This is a genomic window from Kitasatospora sp. NPDC002965 (assembly GCF_040611255.1).
Taxonomy (GTDB): Bacteria; Actinomycetota; Actinomycetes; order Streptomycetales; family Streptomycetaceae; genus Kitasatospora.
Genome location: NZ_JBEXNT010000041.1, coordinates 26,502 through 52,075 on the forward strand (window position 1 = coordinate 26,502; position 25,574 = coordinate 52,075).

Consider the following 25,574-nt stretch of genomic DNA (forward strand, 5'->3'; position numbering starts at 1 on the left):
GCGTCCCGCCCGCCCTGATCAGCGGGCGGGGGCGGTTCCCAGCCTAAGCTCGCCGGGAGTCCGGTGGAACGTGGCTCAGGCGCCGACGCGGAAGCGGGCGAAGCGCTTGAGGGCGACGCCGTTCTCCTCGAGGACCTTGGCGACGGACTTCTTGTTGTCCTTCGCGAAGGCCTGCTCCAGGACGGAGTTCTCCTTCACGAAGCCCGTGACGCGACCCTCGACGATCTTCGGCAGGGCGGCCTCCGGCTTGCCCTCCTCGCGGGCGGTGGCCTCGGCGACGCGGCGCTCGTTCTCCAGGTCCTCGGCCGGGATGTCCTCGCGCGAGAGGTACTTCGGCGCGAACGCGGCGATGTGCTGCGCGACGTCCTTGGCGACCTCGGCGTTCTCCTTGTCCAGCTCGACCAGGACACCGACGGCCGGCGGGAGGTCGGGGCTGGTCTTGTGCAGGTAGACCGCGACGAAGCCGTCACCGTCGAACTGCGCGAAGCGGCGGAAGACGATCTTCTCACCCAGGGTCGCGTTGGCCTCGTCCACGAACTGCTGGACGGTCTTGCCGGCCTCGATCTCGGAGGCCAGAGCGGCGTCCAGGTCGGCCGGGGCGGTCTTGGCGACGTGGGTGGCGATCGCGTCGGCGACCTTCACGAAGTTGTCACCCTTGGCGACGAAGTCGGTCTCGCAGTTGAGCTCGACCAGAACGCCGGACTTCTTGTCGTCGGCGATCAGCGCGGCGACGGCGCCGTTGGAGGCGTCACGGCCCTCGCGCTTGGCAACGCCCTTCTGGCCCTTGATGCGCAGAAGCTCGACGGCCTTCTCGACGTTGCCCTCGGCCTCGTCCAGGGCCTTCTTGCAGTCCATCATGCCGGCGCCGGTGAGCTCACGGAGCTTCTTGACGTCCGCGGCGGTGAAGTTCGCCATGGTGTGAATCTCTTCTCGCGTCTCGCGTGTCTGCGTGGGGTTGTGCCTGGGCCGCTGGTTCGGCCCAGGCACGGGAGAGAGGGGCACCGACCGGTGTCGTACCGGTGGGTGCCCCTCACCCTTGGTACGTCAGGCCTGCTCGGCCGGAGCCTCGGTGACCTCGGCGGCCGGGGCCTCGGGGGCCTCGGTGACCTCGGCCTCGGCGGCCGGAGCCTCGGTGGCCTCGACGGCGGGGGCCTCGGTGGCCTCGGCCTCGGCGGCCGGAGCCTCCTCAGCCTTCTTCTCGCCCTCCAGGATGTCCTTCTCCCAGTCGGCCAGCGGCTGGTCGGCGCCCGGCTCGGCCTTCACGTCGCCCTTGGCGACACCCGCGCGGGACTTGAGGCCCTCGGCGACGGCGTCGGCGATCACGCGGGTCAGCAGGGTGACGGAGCGGATCGCGTCGTCGTTGCCCGGGATCTTGTAGTCGACCTCGTCGGGGTCGCAGTTGGTGTCGAGGATGGCGACGACCGGGATGTTGAGCTTCCGGGCCTCGCCGACCGCGATGTGCTCCTTCTTGGTGTCCACGATCCAGACAGCGCTGGGAACGCGCTGCATGTCACGGATACCGCCGAGGGTCTTCTCCAGCTTGTCGTGCTCGCGCTGGAGGACCAGGAGCTCCTTCTTGGTGAGGCCGGAACCGGCCACGTCCGAGAAGTCCAGCTCGCCGAGCTCCTTGAGGCGCTGCAGGCGCTTGTAGACGGTCGAGAAGTTGGTCAGCATGCCGCCGAGCCAGCGCTGGTTCACGTAGGGCATGCCCACGCGGGTGGCCTGCTCGGCGATGGCCTCCTGGGCCTGCTTCTTCGTGCCGACGAAGAGGACGCTGCCGCCGTGGGCAACGGTCTCCTTGATGAACTCGAAGGCGCGGTCGATGTAGTTCAGCGACTGCAGGAGGTCGATGATGTAGATGCCGTTGCGCTCGGTGATGATGAAGCGCTTCATCTTCGGGTTCCAGCGGCGGGTCTGGTGACCGAAGTGGACGCCGCTCTCAAGCAGCTCCCGCATCGTGACGACGGCCATAGCCGTGCTCCTCAGGTATTGCGCCCGGCTCTGGCACAGCTGCGTGGCGGTAGGCGCGGTGGCGCTCCCCGCTCGGCGTCTGCGAACGGCCGGGTCAGGCTCGGTTTTGTTCGTGGCAGCCAGGTGACAGCCACGCCTGACGCCCCGAACGTGCCGAGCCGCTTCCACCCGAGCGGTCCTGGGACCGTCCGGGCTCGGCGGACCGAGCGGCACTCGCACCTGGCGGAGGGTGGCGGCCGGGGCCGCTTCTGTCCACCGGTGGCGGGGCGTGCGAAGTCGACCCGGCGGACCGGGTCGCGTGTGAAGTGTACGGGAAGCGCCGAGCGCCGAGCGACTCCACGACAGGCGGGCGCCCCCCGGCAGGGCCGCGCGCGCCGGTACGGGCGGGGAGCGGACGAGGACACGGGGCGGGTCTCCCGGGCCCTCGTACGCCGACGGCGTGCACCCGTTGGGGGGACAGCCGCTGTCCACAGGGGCCGGTTGTCCACAGGAACCGGAACAGGGCTGGTGGGGCGGGGGCGGCGCGGGGAGCCTCGACCGCATGACGGCAATGACGGGTGTTTCGGTCGGTGCGCGCCGCGGTTCCGCGGGGCGTGGTTCCGCAGGGCGCGGCTTCTCGGGGCGCGGCTTCTCGGGGCGCGGTCCCTCAGGGCGCGGCTTCTCGGGTGCGGGTCCCCTGCTGGCGCTCCCGCCGCCCGGGCCGGGTCCCGGACACGGCCACAGGGTGCTGCTGCTCGCGCTGCTGACCTTGACGGCGCTGCTGCTGACCGTCCTGCCCGGACCGGCAGGGCATGCGGCCGAGGAGTCCGTCAGCGGGAACGGCGGTCAGGGCGACGGGTTCGGGGCCGGGGCCCGGGTCGGGGCCGGGGCCGGGGTCGACGGACAAGGGAGAGGGGGCGGGACCGGAAGCGGGAACCGGGGGCAGCAGCGGTCATGGCCGGTGGACGGTCCCCAGGGCGGGCCGGGCGAGATCGTCGACCGGTTCGATGCGCCGGCCGGCCCCTATGCCGCCGGCCACCGGGGCGTCGACCTGGCCGCCGCGCCCGGCGCGGACGTCCGGTCGACGGCACCGGGCGTGGTGACGTTCGCGGGAGCGGTGGCGGGCCGCCCCGTGGTCACGGTCACCCACCCGACGTCCGCCGCGCCTCCGGCTCCACCCCTGCGCACCACCTACCTGCCGGTGACCGGCAGCGTCCCGGTGGGCACCCCGGTGGCGGCGGGCCAGGTGATCGGGCGGCTCACCACCGGTGTCGGCCACTGCGCCGACGGGTCCTGCCTGCACTGGGGCCTGCTGCGCGGCAGGCGGTACCTCGACCCACCGGCCCTGCTCGGCGCCGGCACTGCCCGTCTGCTACCGCTCGGCGACGATCCGGAAGGTCACCCGGGCGGCGGCGCGGACGGCGGAGCGGATGGCGCGGACGGCGGCCCGGGCTCGGCCGCACCCTCACCACCCGGGGTGGGAGAAGGGGTCAGCTGGGCCCGAGCCCGTACAGGGCGAGGGCGACGGCGGCGTCCGCGATCACCTCGGGACTCTCGGCCCGCCCGCCGGCCGCGCGCTGCTCGGACTGCCGGACGGCCGCCTCGACGATCCCCTGGAGAAGCGCTGCGGCGAGCCTCGGCCGCTCGTGTCCGAAGTCCTCCAACGCCTGGACCACCAGTCCGGCCAGCTTCCCGTGCGCCGCCCGGATGCGTTCACGGGCCGCGTCGTCGAGTTCCAGCGCGGAGATCGCGGCGACCGCCCGGTGGCGCGGGTCCGCGGCCAGCAGCAACTGCCCGCGGACATAGGACTCGATCCGCTCGGCCGCAGTGTCGCAGCTCTCCATGCCGGCCTCGATCTCGGCCGCCCAGAGCGGGAAGTCGACCTCGCAGAGCGCTTCGACCACCGCCGCACGGGAACGGAAGTACTCGTACACCGAGGAGCGCGCGAGCCCCGTACGCGCGGCGAGCGCGGGGAAGCTCAGCCCTTCCATGCCTCCTTCGGTGAGGAGACTGCGGGCAGCATCAAGAAGAGCTGCCCGCTGCAACTGACGGTGCTCGGCCACACTGGCCGCTCGGATCTTCGGCACCCTCCCACTGTACGGAGCCCTACAGCGCGCCGGTACGGTGCCGCGCGTCGCAGAGGTCGCGGAGGGGAAGCGCCAAGAGGCACAGGGGCGCGGGCCCGGCGTGCGCGACCGCCGAGCGTCCCTACCGAATGTCCGAAAGCTTGGCGCGCAACTGCAACACCGACTTCGTGTGGATCTGGCTGACCCTGCTCTCGGTCACCCCGAGGACCTGACCGATCTCCGCGAGGGTCAGCCCCTCGTAGTAGTAGAGCGTCACCACGGTCTTCTCCCGCTCGGGCAGGGTGTTCACGGCCTGCGCCAGCAGCCTGCGGAGCTCCCGGTCCTCCGCCACCTCGACCGGGTTGTCGGCGCCGTGGTCCTCCAGGGTTTCCATGAGGCTCAGCCGGTCGCCGCCCTCGCCGACGGGGTGGAGCAGTTCGTCCAGGGCGACCACGTTGGCGAGCGAGAGCTGGCTGAAGATGGCGTGCAGGTCCTCGATGGCGATGCCCATCTCGGCCGCGACCTCGGGTTCGTGCGGCGTCCGCCGCAGCCGGGCCTCCAGGGTCGCGTACGTCCGCTCGACCGCCTTCGCCTTCTGTCGCACCGAGCGCGGGATCCAGTCCAGCGCCCGGAGCTCGTCGATGATCGCGCCGCGGATGCGGCTGATCGCGTAGGTCTCGAACTTGATGGCGCGGTCGATGTCGAACTTCTCGATCGCGTCGATCAGTCCGAAGACACCGGAGGAGACGAAGTCGGCCTGCTCCACGTTGGAGGGCAGGCCGACCCCCACCCGGCCCGCGACGTACTTGACGAGTGGTGAGTAGTGCAGGATCAGTTGTTCCCGCAGCCGCTGGTCACCCGTCTCCTTGTAGGAGCGCCAGAGCGCTTCGAGAGCCGTGCGGTCCTGGCCGCCCGTCGCCCGGCGGGGGGCCGGGGTCTCGACCGGTGCGGGGGCCTGCGCGATGGCCGACGCGTCGTCGGAGGCGCCGGACGCGTCCGGCCGGTCGTCGTGCGCCCCGGTGTGCGCCGGTCGGCCGCCTTGCCGCGCCAGGGACCCCATCCCGCCCGTGGCCTTGGACGGGAACTCGGTCACGGGGCGCCGCTCGGTCCGCGGCCCTCCCGAGGACCGGGCGCCACCGGTCACTCTGTGTCCCGGAATGTGTGTGGGCATGCGTTGGTCTGCGCCGTTCTGCCGAGTCATGTGCTGATAGGGAAGGCATGGCGAGCGTAGCGTGACCGACTCGCTGCAGAGTGCTACCGCCACTCGGGCGTCCCTCGATCCGGTGGCACTCGTGTCGCCGGAACCGGGTACCGGCGACGGCGAACCCCAGCCCGACCGGTCCGCCCGGCGGCCTGCCCGCCTGCCCGCCTGCCCGCCTGCCCGCCTGCCCGCCTGCCCGCCTGAGCGTCACCTCCTCCTGACCAGGCGCCAGTGGGCTCCGTGGCGCTCGATGTAGCCGAGCGAACCCAACTCGTAGAGCCGGTGCAGCACCTCGTCCGGCGGGAGGCCGGACTGCCGGGCCAGTCGCTCCACCGGCGCGCCCTCCGCCGTGGCCGGCACGGCCTCCAGGACCAGCGCCGCCTCCGGCTCCAACAGGTCCCTCGGCAGGACCGGCCCGCTCCGCTGCGGTGCCAGGTCGTCGCCGATCGCGCCGATCAGCTCGGCGACCTCGGCGGCGTCGGTGACCAGGGTGGCGCCGCCGCCGCGGATCAGGGCGTGCACCCCGGCCGAGAGTTCCGAGGTCACCGGCCCGGCGACGCCCATGGTGTGCCGGTTGAGGTCGCGGGCACGTCGGGCCGTACTGAGTGCCCCGCTGCGCATCGCCGCCTCGACCACCACCGTGCCCCTGGTCAGGGCGGCGATCACCCGATTGCGCAGGACGAACCGGAACCGGGTGGGGTGCTCCCCCGGCGGGAGTTCGCTCAGCAGGAGCCCCTGGGCGGCGATCCTGCGGATCAGGTCGGTGTTGCCCCGCGGGTAGGCCACGTCCACCCCGCAGGCGAGGACCCCGATGGTCATCCCGCCGACCGCCAGCGCGCCGCGGTGGGCCGCCGCGTCGATCCCGTACGCCCCACCGGAAACCACCACCCATCCGCGTTCGGCGAGTTGTGCGGAGAGCTCTCCGGCGACGTGTGCGCCGTACGCCGTGCACGCCCGGGCGCCGACGACGGCGACCGAACGCAGGGCGAGCAGGCGCAGCGATCCGGGGCCTGCCGCCCACAACCCGATCGGCCGGCTCTCCCCGAGATCGTCCAGCTGGCTCGGCCATTCCGTGTCGCCCGGAATGATGAAGCGTCCACCGGCCTCTCGTACCCGTTCCAGGTCGGCGACGGGATCGAGGTCGGCGAGCCGAGCCCGGTATCCGGCCAACCGGCCGGCGTCCGGGCCCGGCTGGCCGGGCACGGTGCCGTCCCTGATCGTCCGCAGCACCTCGGGAGCCCCGAGGCGGGCCAGCCACCGGCCGATCACCGCGTCGCCCGGTTCGCTGAGGCGGCTGAGCACCACCCTGGCGAGACGCTCCGACTCGATCCCGGGAACGGTCTCCGGCCCGACCCCCGGGGCTCCCCTGGTCCCCGGCGACGAGCCGTGCCTGCGGTGGTCGGCGGTGCGGTTCATACGACGGTCTCCTCGATCTCCGCGTGCCGGTCGGGCTTCGTGCGGGCCGTACGCGGGCGGGCCGGCCGCTTCTCCTTCTCCGCCGGGTCACCGTCCGCCTCCGGGGCGGGGTCGGACGGGCCGGACCAGCCGTCGAAACGCTCCGTCAGCGGGAGCCCCTGTTCGACCCCGGTGCGCAGGACGAGCGCGGTCCTGACGTCGCGCCGGTCGGGGCGGTCCCGGCCCGCGAGGTCGGCGACCGTCCAGGCGACCCGGAGCACCCGGTCCAGGCCGCGGGCGGTCAGCAGACCGCGTTCCAGTTGGCGCGCGGCGTCGTTCAGCGCGCCCGACGCCAACTGCCAACGGGTGCGGAGCTCGTAACCGGGGACCTCGGCATTGGTGCGCCAGGGGGTCTCGGCCAGCCGGGCAGCCGCCCGCTCACGCGCGGCCAGGACGCGCGCCGCGACGATCTCGGTGGTCTCCGCCGTGCTGTCCCGTTGCATCAGCTCGGCCCTGGTCACCGGGGCGACCTGGACCTGCAGGTCGACCCGGTCCAGCAACGGTCCGGAGAGCCGCCCCTGGTACCGGCTGACCATGGCCGGCGTGCATTCGCAGCCCTCTCCCCGCCGGGAGTGGCGCCCGCAGGGGCAGGGGTTCGCGGCCAGGCAGAGCAGGAAGCGGGACGGCAACCGCATCGATCCGGCCGAACGGGCGATCACCACCTCGCCCGATTCCAGCGGCTGGCGCAGGGCGTCGAGCACCCGGACCGGGAACTCCGGTGCCTCGTCCAGGAAGAGGACGCCCCGGTGGGCCAGCGAGACGGCGCCCGGTCTCGGCAGCCCGCTGCCCCCGCCGACGATCGCCGGCATGGTGGTGGAGTGGTGCGGGGCGCAGTAGGGCGCGCGGTCGATCAGCGGCCGACCGGCCGGGAGCAGCCCGGCCACGGAGTGGACCGCGGTGACCTCAAGCGCCTCCTTCTGGGTGAGCGGCGGGAGGAGCGACGGCAGCCGCTCGGCCAGCATGGTCTTGCCCGCACCCGGTGGGCCCTTCAGGTACAGGTGGTGGCCGCCGGCGGCGGCGATCTCCAGGGCCCTGCGGGCCTCGTACTGTCCGGCCACGTCTGCGAGGTCCATCCGGGCCGCCGCGTCGCCGGGCAGCCCGCGCACCCCCGCCCCGGGGAGCATCAGGCCGGCCATCAGGGGGTCCGGGCGCCCGCCCACCGGGTCGGGCGGCTCCTCCGGTTCGGGCGCTCCGGTCAGTACGGCCACCAGCTGGCGAAGGCTCCGCACGCCGATGACGGTGACACCGGGGACGAGCGAGGCCTCGGCGGCGGTCTGTTCGGCCACCACGACCCGCAGGTAGCCTGCGTCGGCGGCGGCCAGCACCGACGGAAGCACCCCGCGCACCGGGCGCACCCGCCCGTCGAGCCCGAGTTCGCCGATGACGAGCAGGTCCGCGATCGCGGAGGGGTCCAGCCGTTCGGCGGCGGCCAGCACGGCGCAGGCCACCGCGAGGTCGAAGCCGCTACCGCTCTTGGGCACCGACGCCGGGCTCAGTCCGACGGTCAGCTTCCGCTGCGGCCAGGTCTCACCGCTGTTCACGACGGCCGCGCGCACCCGGTCGCGGGCCTCGGTGAGTGCCTTGTCGGGCAGGCCGACCAGGGTGAACGCCGCCACCCCGGGCTCCAGGTCGGCCTGGACCTCGACGATCACGCCGTCGACGCCGACCAGCGCGACGGAACACGTCCGGGCGAAGGCCATCTCAGACCACCCCCCGCAGGTGGTCCACCGAAGCGGCGCCGCGGATCCGGTTGATGACGGCGACCAGATCGATCCGGACTCCGCCCGGCGGGACGGGTACCCACGGCGGATCGGCGGGCCCCGGCCGGTAGTCGGGTCCGGCCAGTCGCTCGAAGTGACCGGGCCAGCGCTCGGCCATCCAGCGCTCCGCCAGCCGCCTCAGCCGGGCGGCCTTCGTCCGGTCGATCGCCTCGCTGGGGTGCTGGAACCCCCGCTCGGAGCGGGTCTTCACCTCGCAGACCGCCACGGTGTCGCCGTCGAGGGCCACGATGTCGAGTTCGCCCTCGGTGCACCGCCAGTTGCGGTCCAGGATGCGCAGGCCGTCCTCGGCCAGCCGCCGGGCGGCGACCTGTTCGCCGTAGCGGCCGAGGCCGCCGTTGCCGGTCCGCGCCGGGCCGGCCGCACCGGGGGTGACCGGCGGGGACTGCCCGCCGGTCGCCCCGGGCCGCGCCGCCCTCCGGCGCGGCGGCCGACCGTCCTGCTGGGCCTTCGCCGTCTGCTTGCGCGTTGCGCGCTTGGTGTCCTGCACGGTGACCACCTCCGCCGAGGAGGTTGCCGTGCGGCCCCGGGGCGGACCAGAAGGTTGCTACTTCCTGTGGAAAACCCCGGCCTGTGGATAACTCCTGTCACCCGCAGGAGTGGTAATCCCGGAATGCGCGAAATTCCCCTGGACATCCGGGGCCGGGGCGGTCCAACGTCAGTTCCCGAAGCCGGGCTCGTCCGAGGGCAGCTCCAGATCGCTCTTCGCGAGCTCCTCGATGTTCACGTCCTTGAAGGTCAGCACCCGGACCTTGCGGACGAACCGGGCCGGCCGGTACATGTCCCAGACCCACGCATCCGCCATCGACACCTCAAAGAACACCTCGCCCTGGACCGAGTGCACCTGCAGCTCGTAGTCGTTGGTGAGGTAGAACCGTCGCTCGGTCTCGATCACGTACTTGAACAGGCCGACGACGTCCCGGTACTCCCGGTAGAGCTTGAGCTCCATCTCGGTCTCGTACTTCTCGAGATCTTCGGCACTCATCCAGGCGTCCCCTCAACTTGTCACGTCCACCCATTGTGGACCACTGCACCCACCCTCAGAGCCTTACCGGAGTGACCGGTGGCCCCTCGGTCAACAGCCGCTCCAGAAAGTCCACCAGCCCGACCGGGTAGACGGTCTCGGTGGTGGCCCTCAGTTCCCCGACCGTCCACCAGCGTGCCGCGAGGAGCTGGGCGTGTTCGTCCGCGCCCATGCCCGAGTGGTCGAGCACCGTGTCCGTCGTCCGGGCGAGGTGGAACCACTGCTCCTGCTCGTAGCGCCGCCCCTGAAAGGAGAACGAAGCCGTGCCGTACGCCACCACCGGGCCCAGCTCCACACCCCGCAGGCCGGTCTCCTCCGCGAGCTCCCGCTCGGCCGCCTCGCGTACGTCCTCGCCGGGCTCCAGGCCGCCGCCCGGCGTGAACCACCAGGTGACGCCGGGTGTCGCGGGGTCGGCGCCGTGGAAGAGGAGCAGGCGGTCCCGGCCGTCGAGCAGCAGGATCCGCGACGCCCTGCGCCGCTGTGCCGTCATGGCGGGTCTCCACGCTCCCTTCGTCCGACCCGGTCGTTCCCCCGATCCTGCCACCCGGCGCGGGCGTCCGGGGCGAGGTTCGACAGAGCGGCCCGGGCACGCGCGGTACCGGCCTGGGTCAGGACGCCCGGCGGCGCTTGCGGACCAGACCTGCCGCTCCGCCCACCGCCGAGGTCACCACGACCGTCGCCGCGCCTACAACGGTCGCGTAGAAGGCGGGCTCCAGTGGACCGGGTCCGGCCGGGCCGGGTCCGCCGACCTCGTCGAAGGCGCTGGTACCGGCGAGCAGGCCGGCCCGGCCGAACGGGAGCACGGTGCCCTCGACCCGGGCCTCCACGTCGGCGGCCGGGACGGTCCCGCCGTCGACCTCCAGGTGGACGCGGGAGTCGAGCGAGCCCAGCCGGTTGTCGCCGAGCAGGAACAGGCGGCCCGCCGGAACCGTCACGCTGTAGGAACCGCCCTGCGGGCCCTGCGCCGAGAGGTAGGACTCCTCCACCGGCTTGCCGTTGAGGGTCAGCCGCTGCTGTCCCCCGTCGAAGGCGACCGTGTCACCGCCGACCGCCACGACGCGCTTGACCATGGGTTGTGCGCCCCAGGCCTGGTCACGGAAGATCACCACGTCACCGCGGCCGATGTCCGCGCCGTCGGTCTTCCTGGCCAGCACGGTGTCCCCGACCTGGAGCGTGGGGGCCATCGAGGCGGTCGGGATGTCGTAGGGGCGGTAGTTCACGGCGATCACCGCGAAGCCGCCGATCATCAGGACCAGCCCGAGCCCGAGCAGCACCCCTTGCAGTACGGCTGCGGGCTTGAAGCGGGACCGGGGCTGCGGGGCGGCCGGCTGACGGTCGGGCGCCCGTTCCGTGAGACTGCTCATCGATACCGTCCAACCCTGACAGACCCGGAAACGCTCACGGTGCGCCCGGTCCACGGGCGGAAAACCCGGCGGGCCGTGGCACGTCCGAGCAGATTACTCGTCGGTACCACGGCCCGCGCAAGACCCGGGAACAAGAGGTTCGGTGTCAGGACCGCTTGTCGCGCTCCGCCCGGTTCCGCAGTCGGCGCACCAGCGGGAGCAGGGCGACGGCGCCCACGGCCCCGGCAGCGGCCGGCACCACCGGCGCAGCCGACGCAAGGCCCTTCTGGTCGAAGGTGGCCGGCACCGGGAGCGTCGACCAGTGGTCGATCGGCCACGCCACCACGAAGGCACGCCCGATCACCTCGTCGACGGGGACGGTGCCGCCGCCCGGCTGGTCCATGTGGAACCGCGAGTCGAGCGAGTCCGCGCGGTGGTCACCCATCACCCAGATGCTGTTCTCCGGGACCTTCACGGGGGCGAACGGCTTGGTGCCGCAGGGGGTGTTCCCGGGGAAGACGTACGGCTCGTCGAGCGCGATCCCGTTGACCTTCACCGGGCCTTCGCCCTCGCACTCGACGGTGTCGCCGCCGATCGCGATGACCCGCTTGATCAGGTCCTTCTCGTTGTCGGAGGGCATCAGGCCGACGAAGCTGAGCACTTCCTGGATGCCCCGGACGAAGGAGTTGCTGCTCTCGTTGGTGGGCTCGTCGGCCAGCCAGCCGCCCGGGTCGTGGAACACCACGACCTCGCCGCGCTCCGGCTCGGCACCGAACCACGGGGTGAGCTTGTCCACCAGGACGCGGTCCCCGACCTGAAGCGTGTTCTGCATCGACTCCGACGGAATGGAGAACGCCTGAACGAAGAAGGTCTTGATCACGAGCGCCAGGACCAGGGCGATACCGATCAGGATCGGCAGTTCCTTCCAGAACGAGCGCTGCTTGCGCTCGGTCCGGCCCGACTGCTCCTCCGTCTCGTCGGCCGGCGTGGTCCCACCTCCGGTGTCCTCGGAGGCGTCACCCGCGCCGTCGCCGTGCTCGTCGGCGGACTGGGCCGTCGCATCCTCGGCCGAGGCCGAAGGCGCAGTCGACTCCGCGGACCGGGCCGCCCTGCCGCCGGAGCCCTCGGGCTCTCCGGCGCCTGAGCGGGCGCCGATCACCAAATCCCCCACAACGTCTCCTCCCTGCTGTGCGGACGCCCGTGCGTCCGCGCTCACAGTGCCGCACAGCGGGCACCACGCTCCACCACCGACCGTGAACGTCAGGACCACCCCGTCCGGGCGCACCTGACACCAGCACAGCCTTCGAATGCGACCAGTCAACACGGACAGGCCGCACCAGCACTCTTCTCTATCACTCCCAGGCATCCGGCTCGCGGTCCCACACGCGCGACCCGGCCGGTCATCGGCCTGCTCCGACCTACGGTCGGTCCCGCCCCACCCTGCGGCCGACGAGCGGAAGGATGCCCAACACACCCATAACGAGCGGAGGTTCCTCAGGACCCGGCCCAACATCCACGGAGTTCGGCACAGTTCCGCGGGCCCCCGGGCCCTGCGCCACCGAGGAGAGTGAAACCGGCACATCAAGTTGATGGACCCGGCCCAGCGGCCAGGCGATCATGAACGCCCGCCCCACCACTCCGCTCACCGGGATGGTTCCCTGGCCCGGATTCCCCATGTGGAACCGGGAGTCGGCGGACACGTCCCGGTGGTCACCCATGACCCAGAGCCGCCCCTGCGGCACCTTCACCTTGAACGGCTGCCGGGAGGCAGGGTTGCCCGGCGCGAGGTAGGGCTCGTCCAACGCCTTGCCGTTGAGGCTGGCCCTGCCCTGCTCGTCGCAGCACTCCACCGTGTCGCCACCGACTCCGATCACGCGCTTGATCAGGTCCTGCTCGCTGTCCGACGGCAGGAGTCCGACGAAGGTCAGCACCTGCTTGGCCCCGCGCAGGACGGGCCCGTCCGAGGACGGGCCGTGGTGGCCGTTCTCCAGCCAGCCGCCCGGATCCTTGAACACCACCACCTCGCCGCGCTCCGGCTCGGCGCCGAACCAGGGGGTCAGCTTGTCCACCAGCACCCGGTCGCCGATCTGGATGGTCTGCTCCATCGAACCGGAGGGGATCACGAAGACCTGGACCAGGAAGGTCTTCATCACCAGCGCCACCACCAGCGCCACCACGATGATCAGCGGGATCTCCCGCAGATGGGAACGTCTGCGGCGACGGGCCGCCCGTTGGGCGGTGCGCCGACGCTCGGCCCGGCCCCGGACCGCCGGCCCGACCTGCGCAGGACCGACCTGCTCAGGACCGGTCCGGCGAGGACCGGCGGGTTCGGGCCCCGCCGACTCGGCGCCGACCGGCTCCGGCCAGGACGGCTCCGGTGCTTCCCCTGCCCCTGCCTCTTTCCCCGACCCTGGGGATCCGGTGGACCCGGGGGCCGGACGGTCGACCAGCCGGCCCCTACCTCTGGTCCCCATGACCACCCGTCCCCCCTGTCGCGGCGAACGCCGCCGGCCGGTCCAGGCTGCTCCAGTGCCCGACCGGGTAGACCACCCAGGCGGCCCGCCCGATCACCCTGCCCTCCGGAACGAACCCGCCGCCGGGCTCGCCGAGGTGGTCGCGCGAGTCCCGGGAAGCGGTTCGGTGGTCACCCATCACCCAGAGCTTGCCGGCGGGGACCACCACGTCGAAGGCCACCGCGGACGGCTCGTCCCCCGGCGCCAGGTAGGCGGACTCGTCGACCGGCACGCCGTTCACGGTGATCGGGTGCCCCGGGCCGGCACTCGTGACCCGGTCGCCGCCGACACCGATGACCCGCTTCACGTAGACCGTGTCGCCGGCCGGCACCAGACCGACGGTTCGGCCGAAGGAGCGAAGCCCGGTCCAGAACCCGTCCCGCTCGACCGGCTTGCGCAGAAAGGAACCCGTGCCGTCGAACACCACCACGTCGCCCCGTTCGGGGTGGCCGCCGAACGCGTAGGACAGCTTGTTCACGATCAGGCGGTCGCCGGGGCGCAGGCTGTTCTCCATCGACGCGGACGGCACCGAGAACGGACGCGCCACGAAGGCGTTGACCAGCAGCAGGACGAACAGGCAGACACCCGTGAGCAGCAGGAGGTCCCGGGACCGCGACCGGGCCGGTTCCTCCGCGTCCTCGGCGATCCCGGCGTCCCCGGCAGTGCCGGCAGTGCCGGCAGTGCCGGCAGCACGCTCCCCGGCGTCTGCCGCGTCCGCGGCGACCCGGTCCGCGGACCTGTCCGCAGAAGCCCCCGCGGAAACGACCGCGGACCGCGTCGGCGAGTCCGCACCGGTGGGTGCGGGACAGCCGTCGCGGTCCGCGGGTGGTTCGTGCGTGCTCATCGGGGGCTGAGCCTACCGTGCGGCAGGCCGGCCCCCCAGAGCGATCCGATCCCCCGGCGGAGCCGGAGGACGGTGGATCAGCGGTCGCGCTTCTCCTTGATCTTCGCGGCCTTGCCGCGGAGGTCACGCAGGTAGTACAGCTTGGCGCGGCGAACCGCACCGCGGGTCACGACCTCGATCTTCTCGACGACCGGGGTGTGCACCGGGAAGGTGCGCTCGACACCGACGTTGAAGCTGACCTTGCGAACGGTGAAGGTCTCACCGACGCCGGCGCCGTGGCGGCGGATGACGACGCCCTGGAAGACCTGGACACGGGAGCGGTTGCCCTCGATGACCCGGACGTGCACCTTCAGGGTGTCACCGGCGCGGAAGGCCGGAATGTCGCTACGCAGCGAAGCCGCGTCGACAGCAGCGAGCTTGTTGCTCATGTTGCTCTCCATCGCAGGCGCCACGGGCCGCCCACGGAAGTTCGTCACAATGGGGTGTGCTGCGGGCCGCATCGGCGACCGGCGGTCCCCCCGTGGCGGGGGCGCCGAACCACGTGACCCCTACGGGAGGAGCCCAGCGACAGACAACAGCGGCCTATTCTTCCACATCACCGGCCGCGGACCGAAATCGGCCGAGCCCCTCGTCCCAGGCCAGGCCGAGGACGCTGAGCGCCTCCCGGTCCTTCTTGTCGAAGGCCCCGTACCGCCAGCGCTCCACGAGGTCCGACCGGTTGGCCAGGGTGCGGGCGAAGGCCTGCTCGCGCCGCCAGCGGGCGATCCGGCCGTGGTTGCCGCTCAGCAGCACGTCCGGCACCGCCCGTCCGCGCCACTCGGCGGGCTTGGTGTACACCGGGCCCTCCAGCAGGTCGGCCATCGCGCCGGGCGCGAAGGAGTCGTCCCGGTGGGACTCGGCGTTGCCGAGCACACCCGGCAGCAGCCGGGCGATCGCCTCGACCATGACCAGGACCGCGACCTCGCCCCCGGCGAGCACGTAGTCGCCGATCGACGCCTCGACGACCGGCATCCGGGTGGCGGCCTCGTCGATCACCCGACGGTCGATGCCCTCGTAGCGGGCGGGGGTGAACGCCAGCCACGGACGACCGGCGAGCTCCTGCGCGAGCTCCTGGGTGAACGGCCGACCGCTCGGCGTGGGCACCACCAGGGTCGGCACCTCCCCCGCCGGGCCCCGGCCGATCACCGCGTCGAGCGCCTCGCCCCACGGTTCGGGCTTCATCACCATGCCCGGGCCGCCGCCGTACGGGCTGTCGTCGACGGTCCGGTGCACGTCGTGCGTCCAGTCGCGCAGGTCGTGGACGTGCACGTCGAGCTGGCCGCGAGCGCGGGCCTTGCCGACCAGCGAGATGTTCAGCGGCTCCAGGTACTCGGGGAAGATCGAGACGACGTCGATCCGCATCCCGCTCTGCACCGGCGCGACCCCGGCGACGACACCGGCGGCCTCGACCCCGGCACCGCCCTCGGCACCGGACTCGACCTCGACACCGGCATCGGCATCGGCATCGGCACCGACGGGAACGGTCGGCTCCTCGGTGGTCACTCCGACTCCTCCCGGTCCTCGGCCGACGCCTCCGGGCCGTCGACGGGCTCCTCGGCCTCGCTCCCGGCGACCTCGGCCCCCGCCGGGTCGATGAGCCCGCCCGGAGGGTCGATCACGGCGCGCTGGTTCTCCAGGTCGATGACCGGCACGATCCGGGTGACGAAGGGCACCAGCACCTCCGTCCCGTCGGCCTTCCTGACCGTGAGCAGGTCCTGGTAGGGCAGGTGGACGACCTCGGTGAGCTCACCGACCGGGGTGCCGTCGAGCAGCACCACGTCCAGGCCGATCAGCTGGTGGTCGTAGTACTCCTCCGGGTCGTCCGGGGTCTCCTCCGGGTCGACCTCGGCGATGAGGACGGTGCCGCGCAGCGCCTCGGCGGCGTTGCGGTCCTTCACGCCGGCGAACCGCAGCAGGAGCCGGCCGCTGTGCACCTTGCCGGACTCGACGGTCAGCGGCCCGGTCGACGCGGGGTCGGTGAGCAGGACGGCACCGGGCCCGAGCCGGAGCTCCGGCTCGTCGGTGCGGACCTCGACACTGACGTCTCCCCTGATGCCGTGGGCGCGGCCGATCTTGCCGACGACGAGCTGCACGGTGATCGTTCTCCTGGGTGAGTGCTTGGGAAGGCTGCCGCGGTGGGCAGCACGAGAAAACGGCGAAGGCCGGCCGGGACGACATGCGTCCCGGCCGGCCTCGAATCCGACGGCTGTCCGAACAACGAACAGCTGCGTCAGCGAATGCTGTCCACGTCGACGAGGTCGACCCGGACGTTGCGACCGCCGAGGGCGCCGACCACGGTGCGCAGTGCGCGCGCCGTGCGGCCGCCCCGGCCGATCACCTTGCCGAGGTCATCGGGGTGCACACGCACCTCGATGGTGTTGCCCCGACGCAGGTTGCGCGAACGCACCTGCACCTCGTCGGGGTGCTCGACGATGCCCTTCACCAAGTGGTCGAGGGCGTCCTCGATCACGCTCAGGCCTCGGCGGCGGCGTCGGCCTCAGCCTCGACCTTGTCCGACTTCTTGGCCTTCGGGGTGATGGCGACACCGGTGGTGGCGTCCTCGAAGCCGGCGACGGCCTTGGCGAACAGGTGCGAGAAGTCCTCGACCTTCGGCTCGGCGACGAGCAGCGGCGCCGGAGCCGGCAGGCCCTTGAACTTCTGCCAGTCGCCGGTCAGCTTGAGGATGGCGAGAACCGGCTCGGTCGGCTGGGCGCCGACGGACAGCCAGTACTGGGCGCGGTCGGTGTCGACCTCGATCTTCGAGGGGTTGTAGGTCGGCTGGTAGATGCCGATCTCCTCGATCGCGCGGCCGTCACGCTTGGTGCGGGCGTCCGCGACGACGATGCGGTAGTGCGGGGAGCGAATCTTGCCGAGACGCTTGAGCTTGATCTTGACTGCCACGGGAGTGGATTCTCCTGGTGTTGACGTGGGTGAGCGGCCCTGCCGTCGCGTGGGGTTGCGAGGTGGGCCGTTCAAGGGACACGCCAGCCGTAGGAGAGAGGGGTCCTGCTCGGCTGCCGAGTACTCAGCTGTCCATTGTGCCATACCGGCGCAGACCGCCTCGCACGAGCCGGGACCGGCCGCCCCTTCGGTGCCCGCCGCGAAGGGGCCCGGAAACAGGTCGACCGGGAGCCCCCGCTCCCGGTCAGCCCAACCACTTCCACATCACTGGCGAATCATTGTCGAACGCCGTCGATCGCTCCGGCCCGGCACGCTGCCCGCACAGCCACCGACCGGTTCCCCGGGTTCCCCGAGCTGTTCCAGCTCCCCGGACTACGCGATCTTGAACGGCTGCTGGCAGGCCCCGCAGACGATGGACGCCTGCGCGAGGACGGACGGAACGACCCGGACGTTGCGGCCGCAGCCGCAGACCGCCTTGACCCGGACGCCACCCCCGGAGGAGCCGTGCCGGGCGGCCGGCCCGCGGAAGGCGCGCGAGGCTCCCTCACCGGCCACCGCCTCCTGGTGCGCTCCCAGGGCGCGATCCAGGCGTTCGATGGTCTCGGCGTACCGCTCCTGGGTCTCCTTGAGCATGGTCACCTGGGAGAAGCCGCTACTGGCGTGCGGTTCGACCGGGTGCGCCAGGCCCAGCTCGGAGGCCAGGAGGAGGAAGCGCCGATTGTGGTAGCGGCCGGCCCGCGAGGTGTCCCGGATGTCCCGGGCCGCGGCCAGACCATGGGCAGCCTCGTGGAGGAGCCGCTCGAAACCGAGCCGGGTACCACAGGCCGAGGAGGACTCGCCGATCAACGCCTCGGGAGAGGCGAGGTCGGGGAGGTCCTGATGGTAGGCCTGGATGTCACTCCAGGCGGCGGCCAGTTCGGCCGCGAGAACGAGGGGCTGTGTCGTGCTCACGCTAGACCAACGATGGAGTAGGAGCTGATGTTCCGCGTGTTCCCGTTCCCCGGGAATTCCCAGGAAACTCTCAGGAATGTGCGAGCCCGCGCGAAATGCGCGTTCCGGATCTGACGCAAGACCAACCCCCTGCTGGTTTGGGGCCGCCGAGCTCGGCGAGCCTCGTCAATTCCGTCCGGGGACGGGCTGTCGCCCCCAGGACGTACGGCCCGCGGACCTGTCGAGTTGACAGGGCCACGGGCCGTACACCGTACCGCTATTCCGTTAATACCGGCAGTTGACCGACCAGTAGCGATGCCGACATGTGAGACATGCGCGGAACAAGCCCGGTCAGCGGCCCCGCGAATTCACCGCAGCGCCGGTCAACAGCCGTCAGTCCGCGTCAGTGGATGTCGTATTACGACATCTCTCACGACACATCCCGTACGACACATCACCCACGCCGACAACGCCACCGAGGTACCGCGCCGGTTGCGCACAGTCGTCCGTGGTCGTCCGTAGTCGTCCGTCAGTAGGCGCGCGCGACAATCGCGATGTTGCCGTCCTGATCGTCCGTCTGCGGCACCGAACCGTCGGCGGCCACGATGCAGCGCACCGAGACGCCCTGCTCCGCCAGCTTGGCCTCGCCCGCCGGGCCGAGCTCGGCCCAGGAGATGCGGCCCCAGCCGGTGGCAGCGGCCTCGACGGCCTCGTCGAGGTTCTTCACGTCGACCGTGCGGGCCACGCGGCGCTCGCGCGACTCGCGCAGCAACTGCGCCTGGTCCTCGTCGAGGATGCCCGGGAGCAGCTCCACCAGGCCGTCGATCGCGACCGGCTCCTTGCCGCCCGGGATCCGGCGGGCCAGCATCGCGGTGCCGTTCTCCAGGTCGCGCGGACCGACCTCGATGCGCAGCGGCACGCCCTTGAGCTCCCAGTCCACGGCGCGGCGGCCGAACGGGGTGTCGGTGCGGTCGTCGACGACCACCCGGATGCCGGCGGCCTCCAGCCGGGCACCGATCTCGCGGACCTTGGCGAGCACCGCGTCGTCGCCCTTGATGGCGAGGACGACGGCCTGGACGGCGGCCAGCCGCGGCGGGACCCGCAGACCGTTGTCGTCACCGTGCGACATGATCAGGCCGCCGACCATGCGGGTCGAGACGCCCCAGGAGGTCTGCCAGACGTACTCGCGCTCGGCGCCCTGCAGCTGGTACGTGGTGTTGAACGCCTTGGCGAAGTTCTGGCCCAGCTCGTGGCTGGTGCCCATCTGCAGCGCCTTGCCGTCACCCATCATGCCTTCGAGGGTGAGGGTGTTGATGGCGCCGGCGAAGCGCTCCTTGGCGGTCTTGCGGCCGAGCACGACGTCGATGCCCAGCACGTTGGTCATGAAGTCGCCGTAGACCTGGGTGTGGATCATCGAGGCGTACTCGCGGGCGTCCTCGTACGTGGCGTGGGCCGTGTGGCCCTCCTGCCAGAGGAACTCGGTGGTGCGCAGGAACACGCGCGGGCGCAGCTCCCAGCGGACCACGTTGGCCCACTGGTTGATCAGCAGGGGCAGGTCGCGGTGGCTCTGCACCCACTTCGAGAAGTACTCGTTGATGATCGTCTCGGAGGTCGGACGGACGACGACCGGCTCCTCCAGCTGCTTGCCGCCGCCGTGGGTCACCACGGCGAGCTCGGGGGCGAAGCCCTCGACGTGCTCCGCCTCCTTGGTCAGGTAGGACTGCGGGATGAACATCGGGAAGTAGGCGTTCTGGGCGCCGGCCTTCTTGATCCGCGCGTCCATCTCCTGCTGCATCCGCTCCCACAGGCCGTAGCCGTACGGTCGGATGACCATGGTGCCGCGCACCGGACCGTTGTCGGCCAGTTCGGCCTTGCTGATGAGGTCCTGGTACCAGCGCGGGAAGTCTTCCGCCTGAGGGGTGAGAACGGGTGCCTTAGCCATGGGGCGAATGGTACGGCGATCCGGCCTTCGACTTCGAATCGATAGCGCGGCGTCTCACCCGGGGGCGCACCACCCCGACACGCGCGCACCACCCCGCACCCCTCTGGACGCCGCGCCCGAGCCGCTGTTCGCTGGAGTGGGGCGGGACTTTGGGGGGCCGGAGCAGCACACCGAAGGACCGGATAGGAGACCGCGATGGCTTCAGCGCGGGTGACCGGCACGACCGTACGACCCACGGGCGCACCACCGCACGACCCGCGCTCGGTGGCCGAGCACGCCGCCGCCCGGGCGCGCGACTGGGCGGAGATCCAGGAACGGATGCTGGTGCCGCTCTACGAGGCCGTCCACGACCGTCTGGAGGTCGGTCCCGCCACCAGCGTGCTGGGGCTGGGCTGCCGGTCGGGACTGGCGCTGCTGCTCGCCGCGGGACGCGGTGCGCAGGTCGCCGGCCTGGAGCCGGAGAGCGAGCTGCGCGAGCTGGCCCGCGGCCGTCGGCTGCGGGTGGGGAGCGGGCCCCGGACGGCGGTGGCCGTCGCCCGCTCGGCCTATTCGCTGGTCACTGTTTTCGAGGGGCTCCCCGGATCCGCCGATCCCTACCGGACGGTGGCCGAGGCGGCCCGGCTGACGCTCCCCGGCGGACACGTGGTGCTGGCCTCCTGGGGGCCGCGGGAGCGTTGCGGGAGCGCGGCGGTGCTGGACGTGGCGCGCCGGATGGCCCGGCGCAGCACGGCGCGGGACCCGTTCGAGCTGAGTCCGCCCGGAGCGCTGGAGGACCTGCTGGCCGGGACCGGTCTGCGGCCGGCCGGCGGCGGCCGGGTCGGCTGCCCGTTCGCCTACCCGGACCTGGACAGCGCGGTCCGCGGGCTGCTCTCCACCGGTCTGTACGACGCGGCCGCGGAGTTCTCCGGCCTGCCGCTGGTGGCGAAGGAGCTGGAGGAGGCGCTGCACCCGTACCTGCGGCCGGACGGCACGGTGCGGATGGAGAACGTGTTCCGCTACCTCGTCGCCGAGCGGCCGCGCTGACGGGTCACCGGCGGCGGAACGAGCGCGGAACGGCGGCGGGACCGCGGCGGAACCGACGGACCGGGGCGCGCACGACCCGGCGCGCGCCCCGGTCGGCCCGCCCCCCCGGTCGGTGCGCACCCCGGTCGGCCCGCGCCCCGGTCCGCGCACCCCTCGCCGGCGCACACCTGGCCGGCCCCCACACCTCGTCGGCGCACACCCGCGCCGCAGCCCCCGCCCCCACCCCTCAGTCCAGCGACTTCCGCGGCACCCCCGCCGCCCGGTACGCCTCCTCCTCGTTCAACGTCTCCGCCGCCAGCAGGGCCTCCGCCAGCGCGTCCAGCCGGGACCGCTGCTCGGTCAGCAGCAGCACCGCCTCGTCGTAGCACTCGGAGACGATCCGCCGGGCCTCCTCGTCGACCGCGTCCAGGGTGGTCGGCGCGGCGGAGAGCCCGTACGCACCCTGCGGGTCGGCCGGGACGGCGGTGAGCCGGCCGACCCGTTCGCTCATGCCCCAGCGGCCGGCCATGCCGCGGGCGATGTTGGTGACCTGCTCCAGGTCGTTCTCCGCCCCGGTGGTGATGACCCCGTAGACGACCTGCTCGGCGGCCATCCCGCCGAGCGCGCCGATGATCCGGCCGCGCAGGTAGGGCTCGGTGTAGGAGTACCGGTCCGTCTCCGGGGTCGAGAGGGTGACCCCGAGGGCCCGGCCGCGCGGCACGATGGTGATCTTGCGGACCGGGTCCGCGCCCGGCTGGAGCATGCCGAGCAGGGCGTGGCCGCTCTCGTGGTACGCCGTCCGCTCGCGCTCCGCCTGCGGCATGACCAGCGGTCGGACGGCGCCCAGCTGGACCTTCTCCAGCGCGTCCGAGAGGTCGCGCTCCCCGACCGCGTCCTGCCTGCGCTTGACCGCCAGCAGCGCGGCCTCGTTGACCAGGTTGGCCAGTTCGGCGCCGGTCATGCCCGGGGTGACCTTGGCGAGCCGGTTGAGGTCGGCGCCCTCGGCCAGCGGGACGGCCCTGGTGTGGATGCGCAGGATCGCGGCGCGGCCGTCGCGGTCCGGCGGGCTGACGGTGATCCGCCGGTCGAACCGGCCGGGGCGCAGCAGGGCCGGGTCGAGCACGTCGGCCCGGTTGGTGGCGGCGATGACGATGACGCCCTCGGAGCCGGTGAAGCCGTCCATCTCGGTGAGGATCTGGTTGAGCGTCTGCTCGCGCTCGTCGTGGCCGCCCGTGCCGCCACCGCCGCCGCGCTGGCGGCCGATGGTGTCGATCTCGTCGATGAAGACGATCGCCGGAGCGACCTTGCGGGCCTCGGCGAACAGCTCGCGGACCCGGCTGGCGCCGACGCCGACGATCATCTCGATGAACTCCGAGGCGGACGCGGAGAAGAACGGCACGTCGGCCTCGCCCGCGACGGCCCGGGCGAGCAGGGTCTTGCCCGTGCCGGGCGCGCCGCTGAGCAGCACGCCGCGCGGCATCTTGGCGCCGAGCCTGCGGTACTGCTGCGGGTTCTTCAGGAAGTCGACCACTTCGGTGAGCTCGGCCTCGACCTCGTCGATACCGGCCACGTCGGCGAAGGTGGTGCGCCTGCCGGACTCCGCGGTGACCGGCTTCGGCGGGGTCTTGCGGCCGAGCGGGCCGGCGCCCAGGCCGCCGGCCATCCGCCGGGCGAGGAGCACCCAGACCAGGATGAGCAGCAGCATCGGGGCGAGCGAGAACAGCAGGTTGACGAGGAAGCTGCGCTGCTGGACGACCGGTTCGGCGGTGACCTCGACGCCCTGCTGCTGGAGGGTGGCCCAGAGGTCGTCACCGGCGAAGACCGGGCGCTGGGTGTCGAAGTCGGTGTACGTCCCCTTCTCACCGTCCGGCTTGGGCTCGGCGTTCTTGAGGGTTCCCTCGATCGAGTCGCCCTTGGAGTAGATCTTGGTGATGTTGCCCTTGTTCAGCTGGTTGTTGAACTCGGTGTAGGAGATCGTGGTGGCGCCGCCGGGACCGAAGAAGGACAGCAGCAGATCGCTGATCAGGAACACCACGAGGGCGGTGAGGACGAGGCCGAACCAGCCGCCCGGCATCTTGCGGCGCGGGGGTGGCGGCGGAGGGGCGCCCTCGGAGCGCCACGGCTGGTCGGGGGTCTGGCGCGGCGGCACGGGATCGGTCACCCATCGGACAATACGGACATCTGCTCGGGTCCTTCAACCGCAACGCCGCGCCGCACACGCCGCACGGACGGCCGCCCCTCCGTACCCGGCCGGCCGATCCTCCGCACCCGCCCGCCCGCCCCGGACCGGCTACCCCTCCGAGCCCGGACCGGGCCACTCCTCCGCCGTCAGCGCGAACCGCTCGTGGTCCCGCCACTCGCCCTGGAGGAACAGCATCCGGGGGGTGAACCCCTCGTGCCGGAAGCCCAGCCGCTTGGCCAGCCCGATCGAGCGCCCGTTGTCCGGCTGCACGTTGATCTCCAGCCGGTGCAGGCCGAGACCGTCCTCCGTCTGCGGGGCGAAGCAGCGGTCCAGCACCAGCCGCATGCCCTCCGTCATCCTCCCGGTGCCGGCGAACGGCAGGTAGGAGTCGTAGCCGAGCGAGCCGTTGCAGAACCGGCCCATCACGATGTTGGCCACGTTGACCTTGCCGACCAGCCCGCCGGTCTCCCGGTCGACCACCAGGAAGGTCCGCAGACCCGGCCCCTGGCGTTCCAGCAGGTCCGGCAGCCCGTCCGGCTCGACCGGGTTCCACCGCCCGATGTGGTCGGCGGACCGCCGGACCGCCTGGGCGTACGCCACCTCGTCACCGGACCGCGGGGCCCTGATCGTCACTCGCATCCGACCATCATCGGGCATGCGAACGGCCCGCCGCCCGGAGGTTCCGGGCGGCGGGCCGTCGAAGCGGACGACAAGGGCCTACAGCAGGTCCTTGAACTCCTTGGGCAGCTCGAAGTCGGACGGGCCCTTGCCCGCGCCGAGGCCGAACGCACCGCCCTCGGCGGGCGCCTGGCCCGCGCCGGGGCCGAGCGCGCGCCGCTCGGCGGCCGCGGCCTCCTCCTGCGCACGCTTCAGCGGGTTGCCGCTCTTGCGCTTGCCCTTGGCGGCCGGGGCCTTCTTCGCGGACTTCTTCGCGCCGCCGCCCATCCCCGGGATGCCCGGCATCCCGGGGATGCCCTTGCCGGAGGCCATCGCGGACATCATCTTGCGGGCCTCGAAGAACCGCTCGACCAGGTTGTTGACCTCGCCGACCTGCACACCCGAACCCTTGGCGATACGGGCGCGCCGCGAACCGTTGATGATCTTCGGGTCGGTCCGCTCGGCCGGGGTCATCGACTTGATGATCGCGCCGACCCGGTCGACGTCCTTGTCGTCGATGTTGTTGATCTGCTCGCGGATCTGGCCCATGCCCGGCAGCATGCCGAGCAGCTTGGAGATCGAGCCCATCTTGCGGACCTGCTCCAGCTGGGACAGGAAGTCGTCGAGCGTGAAGTCCTTGCCGCCGCCCTGCAGCTTGGAGGCGATCTTCTCGGCCTCGGCCTGCGAGAAGGTCTGCTCGGCCTTCTCGATCAGCGAGAGGACGTCACCCATGCCCAGGATGCGCGAGGCCATCCGGTCCGGGTGGAAGGCGTCGAAGTCGTCGACCTTCTCGCCGTTGGAGGCGAACATGATCTGCCGGCCGGTGACGTGCGCGACCGAGAGCGCGGCACCGCCACGGGCGTCGCCGTCGAGCTTGGAGAGCACGACACCGGTGAAGTCGACGCCGTCGAGGAAGGCCTGCGCGGTGGTGACCGCGTCCTGGCCGATCATCGCGTCGACGACGAACAGGACCTCGTCCGGGTCGACCGCGGCACGGATGTCGGCGGCCTGCTGCATCAGCTCGGCGTCGATGCCGAGGCGGCCGGCGGTGTCGACGACGACCACGTCGAACTGCTTCTGCTTGGCGTACTCGATCGAGTCCCGCGCCACCTGGACCGGGTCGCCGACGCCGTTGCCCGGCTGCGGGCCGTAGAACGCGACACCGGCGCGCTCGGCGACGACCTGCAGCTGGTTGACCGCGTTGGGGCGCTGGAGGTCGCAGGCGACCAGCAGCGGGGTGTGCTTCTGCTGCTTCAGCCAGTGGCCGAGCTTGCCCGCGAGCGTGGTCTTGCCGGCGCCCTGGAGACCCGCCAGCATGATCACCGTCGGGCCGTTCTTGGCGAACCGCACCCGTCGGGTCTCGCCACCGAGGATGGCGATGAGCTCCTCGTTGACGATCTTGATGATCTGCTGGGCCGGGTTCAGCGCACCGGAGACCTCGGAGCCGAGCGCGCGCTCCTTGATCTGCTTGATGAAGGCCCGGACGACCGGCAGCGCGACGTCCGCCTCCAGCAGCGCGATGCGGATCTCGCGGGTGGTGGCGTCGATGTCCGCCTCGCTGAGGCGGCCCTTGCCCCGGAGGTTCTTGAACGTCGCTGCGAGGCGATCGGAAAGGGTGTCGAACACGTCGTCGCGGGTCCTCTGCGGCATCGGTATCAGTACGGTCGTCGCCCCCAAGGGTATCCGGCCGCCCCGGGAGCGGTCTCCACCCGGGCTCGCCGAACCCCGCCCGAGCCCCGGACCAGCG

Annotated in this window: 23 protein-coding genes and 2 pseudogenes; 2 read left to right on the forward strand and 23 right to left on the reverse strand. The window is 72.1% G+C overall.

Annotated elements, in window-relative coordinates:
* Nucleotides 1-75: 75 nt before the first annotated feature.
* Nucleotides 76-915, reverse strand: coding sequence for a translation elongation factor Ts (gene tsf, locus ABZY91_RS18275; protein WP_329882894.1), 840 nt, complete (start codon nucleotides 913-915; stop codon nucleotides 76-78).
* A 129-nt stretch (nucleotides 916-1,044) separates the two neighbouring features.
* Nucleotides 1,045-1,971 (reverse strand): 30S ribosomal protein S2, encoded by a 927-nt coding sequence (rpsB, locus tag ABZY91_RS18280; protein WP_355403503.1) that lies wholly within the window; start codon nucleotides 1,969-1,971, stop codon nucleotides 1,045-1,047.
* A 550-nt stretch (nucleotides 1,972-2,521) separates the two neighbouring features.
* On the opposite strand from rpsB, the pseudogene ABZY91_RS18285 reads away from it, so the two are divergent.
* Nucleotides 2,522-3,277: pseudogene (locus tag ABZY91_RS18285) on the forward strand (peptidoglycan DD-metalloendopeptidase family protein); the annotation flags it as partial.
* Between the two features lie 163 nt (nucleotides 3,278-3,440).
* On the opposite strand, the gene ABZY91_RS18290 reads toward ABZY91_RS18285, so the two are convergent.
* From ABZY91_RS18290 to proS, 18 genes and pseudogenes are all read right to left on the reverse strand, one after another.
* Nucleotides 3,441-4,013, reverse strand: a complete 573-nt coding sequence (locus tag ABZY91_RS18290) for a helix-turn-helix domain-containing protein (RefSeq protein WP_329882919.1) — start codon at nucleotides 4,011-4,013, stop codon at nucleotides 3,441-3,443.
* Between the two features lie 145 nt (nucleotides 4,014-4,158).
* Nucleotides 4,159-4,908, reverse strand: a pseudogene (whiG, locus tag ABZY91_RS18295) (RNA polymerase sigma factor WhiG); the annotation flags it as partial.
* 516 nt (nucleotides 4,909-5,424) lie between these two features.
* Complete coding sequence (gene dprA / locus ABZY91_RS18300; protein ID WP_355403505.1) at nucleotides 5,425-6,633, reverse strand: DNA-processing protein DprA; 1,209 nt, start codon at nucleotides 6,631-6,633, stop codon at nucleotides 5,425-5,427.
* Nucleotides 6,630-8,372: a YifB family Mg chelatase-like AAA ATPase gene (locus ABZY91_RS18305; protein WP_355403507.1), complete on the reverse strand. Its 1,743-nt coding sequence runs from the start codon at nucleotides 8,370-8,372 to the stop codon at nucleotides 6,630-6,632. Before ABZY91_RS18305 ends, dprA begins: the two co-directional genes overlap by 4 nt.
* Nucleotide 8,373: 1 nt before the next feature.
* The gene (locus ABZY91_RS18310) at nucleotides 8,374-8,940 is read right to left on the reverse strand and encodes a YraN family protein (protein ID WP_329882890.1); all 567 of its coding nucleotides are present in this window, start codon (nucleotides 8,938-8,940) and stop codon (nucleotides 8,374-8,376) included.
* A 168-nt stretch (nucleotides 8,941-9,108) separates the two neighbouring features.
* Complete coding sequence (locus tag ABZY91_RS18315) at nucleotides 9,109-9,435, reverse strand: DUF2469 domain-containing protein (protein WP_030306725.1); 327 nt, start codon at nucleotides 9,433-9,435, stop codon at nucleotides 9,109-9,111.
* 55 nt (nucleotides 9,436-9,490) lie between these two features.
* Entirely contained in the window at nucleotides 9,491-9,964 is a 474-nt protein-coding gene (locus ABZY91_RS18320; RefSeq protein ID WP_329951681.1) for an NUDIX domain-containing protein, read from the reverse strand.
* Nucleotides 9,965-10,082: 118 nt separating this feature from the next.
* The gene (lepB, locus tag ABZY91_RS18325; protein WP_355403510.1) at nucleotides 10,083-10,838 is read right to left on the reverse strand and encodes a signal peptidase I; all 756 of its coding nucleotides are present in this window, start codon (nucleotides 10,836-10,838) and stop codon (nucleotides 10,083-10,085) included.
* A 145-nt stretch (nucleotides 10,839-10,983) separates the two neighbouring features.
* A complete protein-coding gene (gene lepB / locus ABZY91_RS18330; protein ID WP_355403512.1) occupies nucleotides 10,984-11,988 on the reverse strand; it encodes a signal peptidase I in 1,005 nt (334 codons plus the stop codon).
* Between the two features lie 247 nt (nucleotides 11,989-12,235).
* The gene (gene lepB, locus ABZY91_RS18335) at nucleotides 12,236-13,291 is read right to left on the reverse strand and encodes a signal peptidase I (protein WP_355403514.1); all 1,056 of its coding nucleotides are present in this window, start codon (nucleotides 13,289-13,291) and stop codon (nucleotides 12,236-12,238) included.
* Entirely contained in the window at nucleotides 13,275-14,174 is a 900-nt protein-coding gene (lepB, locus tag ABZY91_RS18340; RefSeq protein ID WP_355403516.1) for a signal peptidase I, read from the reverse strand. Before lepB (ABZY91_RS18340) ends, lepB (ABZY91_RS18335) begins: the two co-directional genes overlap by 17 nt.
* Nucleotides 14,175-14,251: 77 nt before the next feature.
* Nucleotides 14,252-14,602: a 50S ribosomal protein L19 gene (gene rplS / locus ABZY91_RS18345; protein WP_063347674.1), complete on the reverse strand. Its 351-nt coding sequence runs from the start codon at nucleotides 14,600-14,602 to the stop codon at nucleotides 14,252-14,254.
* A 154-nt stretch (nucleotides 14,603-14,756) separates the two neighbouring features.
* The gene (gene trmD / locus ABZY91_RS18350) at nucleotides 14,757-15,575 is read right to left on the reverse strand and encodes a tRNA (guanosine(37)-N1)-methyltransferase TrmD (RefSeq protein WP_329882918.1); all 819 of its coding nucleotides are present in this window, start codon (nucleotides 15,573-15,575) and stop codon (nucleotides 14,757-14,759) included.
* 137 nt (nucleotides 15,576-15,712) lie between these two features.
* Nucleotides 15,713-16,306, reverse strand: a complete 594-nt coding sequence (gene rimM / locus ABZY91_RS18355; RefSeq protein ID WP_355403518.1) for a ribosome maturation factor RimM — start codon at nucleotides 16,304-16,306, stop codon at nucleotides 15,713-15,715.
* Nucleotides 16,307-16,443: 137 nt separating this feature from the next.
* Nucleotides 16,444-16,683: an RNA-binding protein gene (locus ABZY91_RS18360; RefSeq protein WP_030306741.1), complete on the reverse strand. Its 240-nt coding sequence runs from the start codon at nucleotides 16,681-16,683 to the stop codon at nucleotides 16,444-16,446.
* Nucleotides 16,684-16,685: 2 nt separating this feature from the next.
* Nucleotides 16,686-17,114 (reverse strand): 30S ribosomal protein S16, encoded by a 429-nt coding sequence (gene rpsP, locus ABZY91_RS18365; protein WP_329882883.1) that lies wholly within the window; start codon nucleotides 17,112-17,114, stop codon nucleotides 16,686-16,688.
* A 372-nt stretch (nucleotides 17,115-17,486) separates the two neighbouring features.
* Nucleotides 17,487-18,065, reverse strand: coding sequence for a hypothetical protein (locus tag ABZY91_RS18370; RefSeq protein WP_327681034.1), 579 nt, complete (start codon nucleotides 18,063-18,065; stop codon nucleotides 17,487-17,489).
* Nucleotides 18,066-18,573: 508 nt separating this feature from the next.
* Entirely contained in the window at nucleotides 18,574-19,986 is a 1,413-nt protein-coding gene (gene proS, locus ABZY91_RS18375) for a proline--tRNA ligase (RefSeq protein ID WP_329882882.1), read from the reverse strand.
* 195 nt (nucleotides 19,987-20,181) lie between these two features.
* On the opposite strand from proS, the gene ABZY91_RS18380 reads away from it, so the two are divergent.
* Nucleotides 20,182-21,009 carry a methyltransferase domain-containing protein gene (locus ABZY91_RS18380; RefSeq protein WP_329882880.1) on the forward strand — a complete coding sequence of 276 codons (828 nt, stop codon included), beginning with the start codon at nucleotides 20,182-20,184 and terminating at the stop codon, nucleotides 21,007-21,009.
* Between the two features lie 226 nt (nucleotides 21,010-21,235).
* On the opposite strand, the gene ftsH is transcribed toward ABZY91_RS18380, so the two are convergent.
* From ftsH to ffh, 3 genes are all read right to left on the reverse strand, one after another.
* Nucleotides 21,236-23,149, reverse strand: a complete 1,914-nt coding sequence (gene ftsH / locus ABZY91_RS18385) for an ATP-dependent zinc metalloprotease FtsH (RefSeq protein ID WP_355403522.1) — start codon at nucleotides 23,147-23,149, stop codon at nucleotides 21,236-21,238.
* Between the two features lie 129 nt (nucleotides 23,150-23,278).
* The gene (locus tag ABZY91_RS18390; RefSeq protein ID WP_329882878.1) at nucleotides 23,279-23,809 is read right to left on the reverse strand and encodes a GNAT family protein; all 531 of its coding nucleotides are present in this window, start codon (nucleotides 23,807-23,809) and stop codon (nucleotides 23,279-23,281) included.
* Nucleotides 23,810-23,887: 78 nt separating this feature from the next.
* Nucleotides 23,888-25,453 (reverse strand): signal recognition particle protein, encoded by a 1,566-nt coding sequence (gene ffh / locus ABZY91_RS18395; protein ID WP_329951698.1) that lies wholly within the window; start codon nucleotides 25,451-25,453, stop codon nucleotides 23,888-23,890.
* Between the last annotated feature and the right edge of the window lie 121 nt (nucleotides 25,454-25,574).

Bases quoted from the DNA above. Each gene is read 5' to 3' on its own strand.
- lepB (WP_355403510.1), bottom strand. From the start codon at position 10,838: ATGAGCAGTCTCACGGAACGGGCGCCCGACCGTCAGCCGGCCGCCCCG.
- ABZY91_RS18380 (WP_329882880.1), top strand. From the start codon at position 20,182: ATGGCTTCAGCGCGGGTGACCGGCACGACCGTACGACCCACGGGCGCA.
- tsf (WP_329882894.1), bottom strand. From the start codon at position 915: ATGGCGAACTTCACCGCCGCGGACGTCAAGAAGCTCCGTGAGCTCACC.
- lepB (WP_355403514.1), bottom strand. From the start codon at position 13,291: ATGGGGACCAGAGGTAGGGGCCGGCTGGTCGACCGTCCGGCCCCCGGG.
- lepB (WP_355403516.1), bottom strand. From the start codon at position 14,174: ATGAGCACGCACGAACCACCCGCGGACCGCGACGGCTGTCCCGCACCC.
- proS (WP_329882882.1), bottom strand. From the start codon at position 19,986: ATGGCTAAGGCACCCGTTCTCACCCCTCAGGCGGAAGACTTCCCGCGC.
- ABZY91_RS18320 (WP_329951681.1), bottom strand. From the start codon at position 9,964: ATGACGGCACAGCGGCGCAGGGCGTCGCGGATCCTGCTGCTCGACGGC.
- ABZY91_RS18315 (WP_030306725.1), bottom strand. From the start codon at position 9,435: ATGAGTGCCGAAGATCTCGAGAAGTACGAGACCGAGATGGAGCTCAAG.
- trmD (WP_329882918.1), bottom strand. From the start codon at position 15,575: ATGCGGATCGACGTCGTCTCGATCTTCCCCGAGTACCTGGAGCCGCTG.
- dprA (WP_355403505.1), bottom strand. From the start codon at position 6,633: ATGAACCGCACCGCCGACCACCGCAGGCACGGCTCGTCGCCGGGGACC.
- ABZY91_RS18305 (WP_355403507.1), bottom strand. From the start codon at position 8,372: ATGGCCTTCGCCCGGACGTGTTCCGTCGCGCTGGTCGGCGTCGACGGC.
- ABZY91_RS18390 (WP_329882878.1), bottom strand. From the start codon at position 23,809: ATGCGAGTGACGATCAGGGCCCCGCGGTCCGGTGACGAGGTGGCGTAC.
- rplS (WP_063347674.1), bottom strand. From the start codon at position 14,602: ATGAGCAACAAGCTCGCTGCTGTCGACGCGGCTTCGCTGCGTAGCGAC.
- rpsB (WP_355403503.1), bottom strand. From the start codon at position 1,971: ATGGCCGTCGTCACGATGCGGGAGCTGCTTGAGAGCGGCGTCCACTTC.